The following is a 10,501-nucleotide window of genomic DNA, read 5'->3' on the forward strand; positions in this document are numbered from 1 at the left end:
GTAAGAGGGATGGGGCTCTAAAGCGTTATACTTATAGCCTGATAGCTGTTGCATTAATCACTCTTATTGTTGATTTTGGTTAATAGGGATAAGGGATGTATCGGGATGGATGCAATCTCAATGAAATTAACAGCTTCGCAGGTTGATTTTTACCCCTTACTTAGCTTTCTATAATAATATTCAGCTTGGAGGGTATTGAGTAAATACACCATTGATGCTGTGATGGCAGCACCTATGGCACTGTATGCTGGGATGAGTATCATGCCTAAAACCACAGTGAGCCCGAAACCAGTGAAGGATATGATGGTATTGTAGTGGTTTTTACCGATGCCCGCGAAAAAGTGGGTGGTGATAGTGTAATAGGAGAAGGCCAATATACCGGGCGCAAGCCACCAGATGATTTCTTGCAAACCTTTAAATTCTTTACCGAATAGAAGTGTATATAGCCCGTCAGGCAGTAAACAAACGAGTAAGGTAAGACCAGTTGCAATGGCAACGTTTATCCACCTTAGTCGGGCTGTTTTTTGCATGGACACTTTAATGTCGGTTTCATTGGCAACTTCAGCGTATTGAACCGTAGAAATACTTCTGCTCACAATCCAAATGGATTCAGCGATAGCTATTGCGTTAGAATAGATGCCTAAAGGGGGGAGCTGGTGATAATAGCCGATAATATAAAAACTGGCACGGTATATAAGCAGTTGTCCCAAATTGGCAAGCTGGAGATAGCCACCGTGCTTAATAAATTTACTGATTACTTCTTTTACATCAGCTACTAGATATTCGTTGATTTCTTTATTGGCATAATATAAACTGGCAATAAAGGATAGTCCGTAGCCGCAATACAGCGCATAAACGTATTGATTGTAATTTTTTGACGCTACAGGGCTGTATAAAGCAACTAAGAGGTAAGTTAAGGTTAATAGTACTTGTGCTAAACTAAGAATATTAAAGGTATGCGTTTGTTTTTTGCCCAGTAGCAGGTTGGTATTGGTTTGGAAAAAGCCTAATAAGGTTGCCAGTATAAATGTGTGGTGGTTTAGAGAAGTGAAGGTATATCCCGAAACCATATAAAGTGCCCATAGTAGCAGTGCTGACACAGGCACCCAGATATACGAAACAACAAGAAGTGTGAATGCAGAATAGCGGGGTGCCAGAAACACAACCGCCGAGCCTCCCATAACGTTGGTAAGTAAATTGATAAATGAAATATTTAGGATAAGTAACGAGGCTTGTCCTTTTCCTTCGGCACCTAAGAATTGAGAGAGCAGGATGGCGATAACAAAGCCGGCTGCTGCACTGCCAAACCGCGAGAAAAAAGTAACCAGTATCTGTATTTTCATTACTTGCCCTGTAGCCTTTTTAACAATAGGGAAAGTGAAAAGATATATTTTTTTCCATCAACTGCCAATACATTGCCTGCCACGCTTAAATGGTGCAGGCCTTTATTGTATTCTTCGTCAAAAGGCATCACTTCGGTTAGTTTTTCTTCAACATAGTCAGTTTTACTGAGTTTAATAACCCTATTAAGCACCAAACTGCCGCCATAGGTGTGGGTACAGTTTTGAGATGGCCGAATTAAATCACCTTTATATCGGAAGAAGTTTCCGGCAGGTCTTGCTGATGAAATATCTGTTTTTACGGGGTTCAAAATATGAGGTTCGTAAGGACCTTCAATGGCGGCACTGTGATAAATAAACAGTTGGGCATTGGGTAATGCATTTTTCAACGTAAAAAACAGCCAAAATGTATCGTCGTGATACACCAAAGTAGGGTCAACAGCGGGTATTCCACCCAATACTACCGATACTTTTTTCAAATCATTATTTTTATTCATTAAATATAATACGGCGTTGTTTGCCTCAAAATTCTCAGGCAGGCAATACCTTGTGTTATTGTATTCAAATGCAAAAGGGTAGGAGTGGTGTGTACCCGGTGGAATAATTATATTTTCTTGAGTATAGGTGTTGGTGAGCGGATAATGCTCTATCGCTTCTATATGGCCTTTATGGGTATGATAATCAAACTTTTCGTACAGAAATACTTCACGACCGGGTTCGGTTAATACAAAAGGGTCGGCACGGTAGGTTAGGCTTTGTGGTTTGTGTCCGGGTAGCCATTTTATCGATAGTTTCTTACCCTCAACAACCTCCTCAATTGTGTTTGTTAAAGTGCCAATGTTCCAAATTTCAACCTTAAATAAGTTGTTCAGTTTAAAACGGATTTTGTTAACCAGTATTAGTACCCAAAACCAACTGAACGCCAAATTTCCGGGAGCTTTGTGCAGTTTTTCGGCTTTCGTTTCAGAAGGAATCTCAGGCAACTTATTAGAATGTGCTACTTGAAGGGCAACCTGCAATAGCCAACTTGAAGTTTGACTTAATAAGGTGTCTAACTGTTCGGGATAACTATGGTGGATGGTTTTAAAATATCCTTTCTTCAAAACTTTTCCTCCGTCGAGGGTAGGGGTGAGTTGTTGAAGAATGGCCGATGTAACGGCCGAACGGTTAAAAATCTCCCAAAAACCTGCGGGTCCGCCTCTAAATTTAATCTCGTCGCCGTGGTGGTAACTCCAAACCCCGTATTTGGCAGCGGTTAAAATATCACCTTTAATAATCCCAAAGCCAAATCGAACTATAAAATCAAGCTCGTGGCCTTTTATGGTTTCAATATCATCAGCACTAAAGTAATGGCTGAATCTCCCCTTTCTCAGCGTTGTAGCTTGTAAAACTGTGCATTGTGTAAAAGCTTGTTGTAAATCAACTTTTTTGAGGGCGGGTATTTTTAGAAATCGGTTCTCATACTGAGTAAACAACAAAGTGCGCGAAAACAGCTTCTTAAATATGTTTTTTTTGGGTGAAGGATTAGTGTTCACCACTACCAATTTTAATTTACAAGCGGGGTTGTTTAAAAGCAACTGCAAAGCCGCAGCCTGCCACTGGGGAAATGTAGTGCCATTGCATAAAATACCAAAGGATAAGGTGCGGGGTGCCTCCATTGGTTTATAAGTTTAGGGTTTGTTTATACACTTCAAAAAATTTGCGCCCCACTCCTTCATAACTAAAGTTGTCGTGCGCGTATTGTTGCATCGCAGCTTTGTTAAACTGTTCAGGATGAAGAATGCTGCTTTTTATCGCGTCAATCAATGCTTTTTTGTCTTTTGCATCAATCAAAATACCACGTTCAGGTTGCACAATTTCGGGTATGCCGCCCACTTTAGTAGCTATAACAGGTAATCCGCAAGCAAAGGCTTCAATCAAAACTACGGGTTGGTTTTCAAAATTGCTGAAAAGAACAAATACATCTGCTTTTTGGTACTCGGCCAATAAATTAGTTCCGGTTTTTAACCCTGTAAAAACTACATTGGTTAGCCCTAGTTCATTAGCGTAGTCCACGCACATTTGGTGGTCCTTTCCGTCACCCACTAAACGCAGTTCAAACTCAAAGCCTTCAAGGGTTAATTGTTTTGCAGCATCTAAAATTCCTTTAACGTTTTTGGGCTTTTCGTCAAAACAAGATACGTGCAATAAAACAGGTTTTGGATTTTGCGGTTTAGGATTTAACGGACTAAAGAAACCTACGTTTACCACGTTTGATATTTGCAGGTATTTATTAGTAAGTTGATGCTGTTGCATGGCCACTCCCAAATGGGTAGATACTGTGGTAATGGCTGAGGCGTTTTTAGCCACTCTGCGGGTAAGCCATTTGCGCAATGTTCCGCTATAACTACCGCTATTTTGGGGTAAGTACCTCGACCAATGTTCAGTAATAATATAAGGTGTGCCGGTGGTTATCTTTTTATAAAGTGCCCATAATCCGCTGCGGGTAAGTATATGTACGTGGTTTATATCAGGCTTGCCAAATACTTTTTTTATCAAGCCATAACCTTTTATAGTAGCCCATAAATAACGCAATGGGTATAGGTATTTATCAATTGTACCGTTTTTGCGTATATAGGCAATTACAGTTTTTAGCTGTCCCTCAATGTGGTAATTATATTCAATTCCCTTTTTCTGATTAGGATCTGGTGTTATGTGCAACACGGCAACATCGGCAAAGTTTAAAACGGCAAAGGCATGGTATTTTACAAACAACCCGGCCATGCTATCGTTTTTGTGCGGGTACCAAGCAGGTAAAAAAAGTACTTTTATTTTTTTGGGTTGCACTAATGGCAAATTTATACAAACAAATAAGCCCGACCTAATGGGCCGGGCTGTATATTTTGTTTTGAGTTGATATTGTATGAGTATTAGTTGCCTAAGATTTGGAAAAGCTCATCCAACTTAGGAGTTAGGATAATCTCTGTACGGCGGTTTTTTGCGCGGGCTTCAGCACTCTTGTTTTCAGCAATGGGAGAAAACTCACCACGGCCTGAAGCAATAATACGGGCAGGGTCAATTTTACCGTCTTCAGCCAAAATTCGTACTATTGAGGTGGCGCGAAGCACACTTAAATCCCAATTGTCTTTTATCTGGGCTGTTTTCATAGGTACATTGTCCGTATGGCCTTCAATCATTATGCCTACATCGGGTTGGCTGTTGATGGCTTTGGCAAATTCAAGCAGAGCTTCTTTACCCTTTTTGTCAACCACAATGCTACCGCTGGCAAACAGTAGCTTTTCATCCATTGATACGTACACTTTTCCGTTTTTAACGGTAACGGTAAGCCCTTGGTCTTTATAGCCAAGCAAGGCTTTTGTTAAACTATTTTTAAGTGCATTTACAGCAGAGTCTTTTGTGTTTAGTATCGATTGTAGTTCATTAACCTTCGTTTCTTTCTGTTTTAGGTTTTGTTGTAACTCTGTAATTGATTTCTCTTTATCTGCTAAATCCTGCTCTTTTTTGTTCAATTCTACCTCTTTTTTGTTCAGTTTTGTCTCAAGGTCTTTCAATTCCCTGTCCAATTTTTGGTTTTCTTTTTCGGTATTTTTTTGCAGGGTTTCGTACGAGTTTTTTAGTTGTTCTAAATCCTCGCGGGTACGTTGTAAACGGGTAGCATTTTCGGTAGAATCAATTACCAATCTGCCAATATGCTTTTGCTGTGCATAGTTTTCTTCTTTCAACACCTTATTCTCAGTTGTGGCGGTTTCTAACTGGGTGTTACAGTTCTTGTTTTTTTCGGCAGCGTCATCGTATGCCTTTTGCAAATCTTGATGTTTGCGCAGCGGCACACACGATGCCATTGATGCTATTAGAGCCACCCAAAGTATTTTTTTCATACAAGTTAATGTTTAAGGCAAAGTAAGCCGAATGGAGCACAGGTAACAATTATAGTTAACAACAACTGTTTAGATTAATGTACAGGTGAGTAAAACAAGGGTGTTTAAAAACAAAAAACGTGGCGCAATTTATTGCGTCACGTTTTTTAAATAAAATCTTTATTAATAAGCGATTATGATAATATTGCTTATGAGATAAGTTTTTGACGTAGTAAAAATTCAAGCTGCTCGTTAGCCCTCTCTAAACTCTTCATTAGCTCGCGGTTCTTGCGACGAAGGTCGAAGATTTCGTAGGCTTGGTTCACCACTACTTTAATTTCGTCCTCGTTCCATGGTTTTTGTAAATAACGATAAATCTGACCTTTATTAATAGCTTCTACAAGTGCCGAAAAATCAGTATAACCGGTTAATAAAATACGGATAGGTTCAGTGTGTTTATCCTTAATTGCTGTTAAAAATTCAACACCCGTCATTTCAGGCATCCGTTGGTCGGTAATAATAATTTCAATACCCGGGTTGGCATCCAGAATTTCCATGCCCTCCTTTGCAGATACTGCTGTTTTAATATCATACAACTGACGGAAAGTAGATTTAAAACCCACTAAATTTCCAACCTCATCATCTACATAAAGTATCTTAATCTTCTCGTTTTCCATGTGTATTTTTCGAGCGTAAATTTCAATAAAAGTATTTAAAATTTAAAATATTTCTTTAAAAAAATTTATATTGCACCTGCAAATGAAATCAAACATCCAATTACCAGCCTTAGCCGACGATGTTTCATATTCTACAATATTTTTCAGGCTTCGTACTGAAAATGAAATTGATGTGTTCAACCAATTTCTTATCAAAAATACCAATATTTTTGTTTTTGACACAATACACTCACAATTATGCGAACTTATTAAAAGTTTGCACCCTTCCCGCAAATTAAGTAAAGAAGAATTACACCAAGGTGTTGAAAAGCATCTTGCAGGTGCAAATATACAACATTATGGAGTGTGGGTGTTTTATCCATGGTCGCGTAGGTTGGTTCATTTACTGGATGAACAAGAGTTTATTGAGGTACGCACAAATCGTAACCAATATAAAATTACACGTGAAGAGCGTGATTTACTCGGAACAAAAAAAATAGGCATTGTTGGTCTTTCAGTGGGCCAGTCTATAGCTCTTACCTTAGCTATGGAGCGTAGCTTTGGTGAGTTACGTCTTGCCGATTTTGATGATTTAGAATTAAGCAACCTTAACCGTATACGTACTCCGTTACATAATATGGGACTTAAAAAAGTGGTGATGGCAGCACGAGAAATTGCTGAGATTGACCCGTTTTTGAAAGTTACCTTATTTGATGATGGTTTAACCGAAGAGAATATTGACCGCTTTTTTACAGAAGGTGGAAAATTGGATATTTTGGTAGATGAGTGTGACGGATTGGATATGAAGATACTGGCACGTTACAAAGCCCGCGAATTGGGTGTGCCGGTGGTGATGGATACCAGTGACAGAGGGTTGCTGGATGTAGAGCGTTTTGACAGAGAGCCTAACCGCCCGATACTGCATGGGTTGGTGGGTGACTTAAACCCCAAGGATATTAAGGGGCTTACTAATGAGCAAAAGATACCTTACATTTTGCCGATGATTGGTGCCGAAAAGATTTCGCCGCGCATGAAGGCATCTATGATGGAGGTAGAAGAAACGATAAACACGTGGCCACAATTGGCTACCTCAGTGATACTGGGCGGAGCGGTTGGAGGTGATGTATGCCGCCGGATTTTGCTGGATCAGTACCACGAATCGGGCAGGTATTATATTGACTTGGATGAATTAGTAGGTGATAAAGAGCCGTTGGATAAACCGGCTCCGTTGCCCGAAAAACCAGCTGCGCTAACCAGCGGGGACATTAAAGAAGCATTAACACAAGCTGCTTCAAAAGTTCCAACAATTGAAGTTGGAAAGAACGACCTTGAAGAAATAATTGCAGCGGCTTGCCTGGCACCTTCGGGTGGTAATGTGCAGCCCTGGAAGTGGGCTTACAAAGATGGAAGGGCTTATTTATTCCACGATGAGCACTATTCGTTCTCGTTATTGGATTATAATAACTTAGGTTCGTACGTTGGATTAGGTGCCGCGATTGAAAATTTTGATTTAAAGGCAAAATCATTGGGCTATACTGCCAATGTTGAATACTTTCCTTTAGGTGCCCAAAATCATTTGATTGCCGGCATTGGTTTGCAAAAGGATAACCCTACTAGCGACGGGCTTTCAGAGTATATTGCCACTCGACTTACCAATCGTAATGCAGGACATTATGTGGCGTTTGCAGAAGGGGATAAAGAATTTTTTAAGAAAGAAATTGCAAAAATATCAGGTGCAGGTATTAGTTTTATAACCGATAGAGAACAGATTAGCCAACTTGGTAGTGTAGTTGCAAAAGCTGACAAAGTTCGTATGATGCACGCCCAAGGGCATTTCAATACGTTTTTTGAAGAAATGAGGTGGAGTGCTGAAGAAGCCGAACGCACACGCGATGGAATTGATATTTCTACCGCAGGTGCAACGCAATCTGAAGCTGTTGGATTTACAATGGCCAAAGATTACAGAGCCATAAAGCTGCTTAGCGACTGGGGTAAAGGGGCTGCTTTTGAAAAATTAACAAAAAAAGTTACCGATACAGCTTCAGCAATGGCACTTATCACTATGCCAGCAAATACGCCCGCTGACTACTTAATGGGGGGTAGGGCTGTGCAAAGGGCTTGGCTAACAGCGACAAAACTTGGCTATGCTTTTCAACCACTTTCAGTACCTTTGTTTTTATTTAGGAGATTAACCCAAGGCAAAGGTGTAGGGCTAACTACACAGGATATGGATAAATTATCACCTTTAATGAAAGAATACGAACTTATTTTGCCCGGTTTTGAAACCGGCGGGCATATATTTATGTTTAGGCTGGGCAGAGCCGATGAGCCTAAAGTGAAGGCACTGCGTAGAAATTTAAGTGAAGTATTATTTTATATATAATAACGTTGATTAGCGAAATAAAAATAAGGGCCTTTAGGGCTGTTGATGAGCCTGAAGCTTGTAAAAAGTTTGCCGAAGGGCATGCTAATGTGCTTAATGCTTACGGGGTAACTAAAGTTACATCTGCCAATGATGAGTGGATGCGAAACCCCGATGTGTATGTGTGTATGGCTGAAGCTCCTGACGGACTTATTTGCGGCGGTATACGTGTGCATGTATCAAACGGTACAATCCCCCTTCCGATGGAAGTAGCCATCGGACAGGTTGAAGATAATGTGTTTGATTTTGTGAAAAAATTTGCGGAAAACGGTGCGGGTGAGTTGTGCGGTTTGTGGAACGCCCGCGAAGTTGCAGGATACGGGGTAGGAACTACTTACCTTATGTGGGCAGGTATTGCCATTATCACCCAGCTTCAACTAAGTACGTTGTTTGCACTTTGTGCTGAGCATACGTTAAAAATAAGCGTTGAAAAAGGGTTTGTAATTGAAATGGGATTAGGTAACAGGGGTACTTTCTTTTATCCCAAAATTGATCTTATTGCCACCTCTATAGTGGTACGCGATACAGCAAAGCTAGCTACAGCGGATGCAATACACAGAGATAATATTTTGAAGTTGCGCGAAAATTTACACCAAACAATTACTGAAGAAACATCGCGCGGCCCGCTGAAGATAGAATTTGACCTTAAATTAAAAAATATAAACCCGTTACCGTTTCATGTGCAAGAAGATATTAACAGGTCTGTGGTTCGTTAGTTTTTTTCTTATTGCTTGTGCTATACAGGCACAAACCCGGCAGGAAGCTTATCCTGCAACTGAGGAACCTGCTCTGATTGGGGAGTACCTGTATGTGCTGGAGGATAAAACAGGCCAACTAACTTTTGACCAAGTACAAGGTGCCACTAACTTTGCCCCATTAGGCAAAGAGGTACCCAATCTTAACACTTCATCGTCTGTTTTTTGGATGAAGCTTAGTGTTGATAACAGCAAGGGCTTAAAAAGACTGTTACTAAACGTGGCAGAACCTTTGTTGGATGAAATCACCTTTTATTACAAAGACAGTTCGGGTAAGTACGCAGCTATTGAATACGGCGAGCGTTTTCCGTTTAAAGCCAGAAAATACCAAGAAGAATCGTTTGTATTTGATTTGAACGAAACCCCCGGTGTGCATACGTATTATATGCGTATTAAAAGCGGCGAGCAATTATTGCTACCCATGTACATTGGTAAAGACCAATTACTTTTTGAAAGCCAAGACAACAAGCGTGTTTTGTTTGGAGCATACGCAGGGCTAATCCTTGTTATGTTCTTTTACAACCTGTTTGTACTTATCAGCACACGTGATAAAAGCTATTTGTGGTATGTATTGCATACGTTGTTTGTGGGACTTACCCAAGCAAGTTTGCAAGGTTATGCCTTTCAGTATATATGGCCGGGTTCATCGTGGTTGGCGCACAATAGTATTTTTATCTTTACCTGTTTGGTTAGTCTTGCCGGTATTGAGTTCTTAAAGGTGTTTTTGCACACTAAAGAAAACGCCCCTCGCTTTCACAAAGGGTTGCACGTGTTTTCAGCACTATACCTTGTATTTATTGTAATGAGCCTTGCGGGTGTACACAGTACCACCTACGGTATGATATTAGGTACTCAATCACTAGTGGCTATATATATATTGGCAACAGCCATATACATCTACCGTAAAGGGTTTCCGGCAGCAGGCTTTTATTTGATAGCTTGGGGTTCGTTAATGGTGGGTATATTCATCTATGTAATGATGAACTTTGGGGTATTCTCATACAACCTGTTCACCAATAGTACACTGCTTGTTGGCTCGGCACTCGAAGTTGCCTTACTTTCTATAGCGTTGGCAAACAAAATAAACCTGCTTACACGGGAAAACAACGAGAACCAACGCAAAGCCATTGAAGCTGTTAAAGAAAACGAACGTATTGTGCGTGAACAAAACGTGATATTGGAAGCACGAGTAAACGAGCGTACATCTGAATTACACGAAGCGATGAATAATCTTAAAAATGCACAATCAAAACTGGTTGATGCAGAAAAGATGTCGTCGTTAGGTCAGCTTACAGCGGGTATTGCCCACGAGATTAATAACCCTGTTAACTTCATTACTTCAAACATTAAGCCCCTACACAGGGATATTACTGATATTATGGAGTTGGTGAAGATGTACGAAGGTCTTGTTGAACCCGATAAGCTGGAAGAGAAATTAAAAGAGATAGCCCACTTTAGGAAAGAGATAGAT

The 10,501-nt window shown here is 40.3% G+C and carries 8 protein-coding genes; 3 read left to right on the forward strand and 5 right to left on the reverse strand.

From position 1 onward, the window contains the following. Nucleotides 1-149: 149 nt before the first annotated feature. From F9K23_18655 to F9K23_18675, 5 genes are all read right to left on the reverse strand, one after another. A complete protein-coding gene (locus F9K23_18655) occupies nucleotides 150-1,343 on the reverse strand; it encodes a hypothetical protein (protein ID KAB2912671.1) in 1,194 nt (397 codons plus the stop codon). Beyond that, nucleotides 1,343-2,998 carry a hypothetical protein gene (locus tag F9K23_18660; protein KAB2912672.1) on the reverse strand — a complete coding sequence of 552 codons (1,656 nt, stop codon included), beginning with the start codon at nucleotides 2,996-2,998 and terminating at the stop codon, nucleotides 1,343-1,345. The genes F9K23_18655 and F9K23_18660 overlap by 1 nt, the downstream gene beginning before the upstream one ends. A gap of 4 nt (nucleotides 2,999-3,002) precedes the next feature. Beyond that, the gene (locus F9K23_18665; protein KAB2912673.1) at nucleotides 3,003-4,166 is read right to left on the reverse strand and encodes a glycosyltransferase family 4 protein; all 1,164 of its coding nucleotides are present in this window, start codon (nucleotides 4,164-4,166) and stop codon (nucleotides 3,003-3,005) included. Between the two features lie 83 nt (nucleotides 4,167-4,249). After that, the gene (locus F9K23_18670; GenBank protein KAB2912674.1) at nucleotides 4,250-5,218 is read right to left on the reverse strand and encodes an OmpA family protein; all 969 of its coding nucleotides are present in this window, start codon (nucleotides 5,216-5,218) and stop codon (nucleotides 4,250-4,252) included. Between the two features lie 188 nt (nucleotides 5,219-5,406). Next, the gene (locus tag F9K23_18675) at nucleotides 5,407-5,874 is read right to left on the reverse strand and encodes a response regulator (protein ID KAB2912675.1); all 468 of its coding nucleotides are present in this window, start codon (nucleotides 5,872-5,874) and stop codon (nucleotides 5,407-5,409) included. An 82-nt stretch (nucleotides 5,875-5,956) separates the two neighbouring features. Between F9K23_18675 and F9K23_18680 the strand changes: the two genes are divergently transcribed. The 3 genes from F9K23_18680 to F9K23_18690 form a co-directional block, all read left to right on the forward strand. Next, nucleotides 5,957-8,236 (forward strand): Rv1355c family protein, encoded by a 2,280-nt coding sequence (locus F9K23_18680; protein KAB2912676.1) that lies wholly within the window; start codon nucleotides 5,957-5,959, stop codon nucleotides 8,234-8,236. A 17-nt stretch (nucleotides 8,237-8,253) separates the two neighbouring features. Beyond that, the gene (locus F9K23_18685; GenBank protein KAB2912678.1) at nucleotides 8,254-8,991 is read left to right on the forward strand and encodes a hypothetical protein; all 738 of its coding nucleotides are present in this window, start codon (nucleotides 8,254-8,256) and stop codon (nucleotides 8,989-8,991) included. Continuing rightward, nucleotides 8,954-10,501 (forward strand): ATPase (locus F9K23_18690; GenBank protein ID KAB2912677.1); only part of this gene is annotated, 1,548 nt, incomplete at its 3' end. The genes F9K23_18685 and F9K23_18690, both read left to right, overlap by 38 nt.

The sequence above is a fragment of the Bacteroidota bacterium genome, assembly GCA_008933805.1.
Taxonomy (GTDB): domain Bacteria; phylum Bacteroidota; class Bacteroidia; order UBA8524; family UBA8524; genus SB11.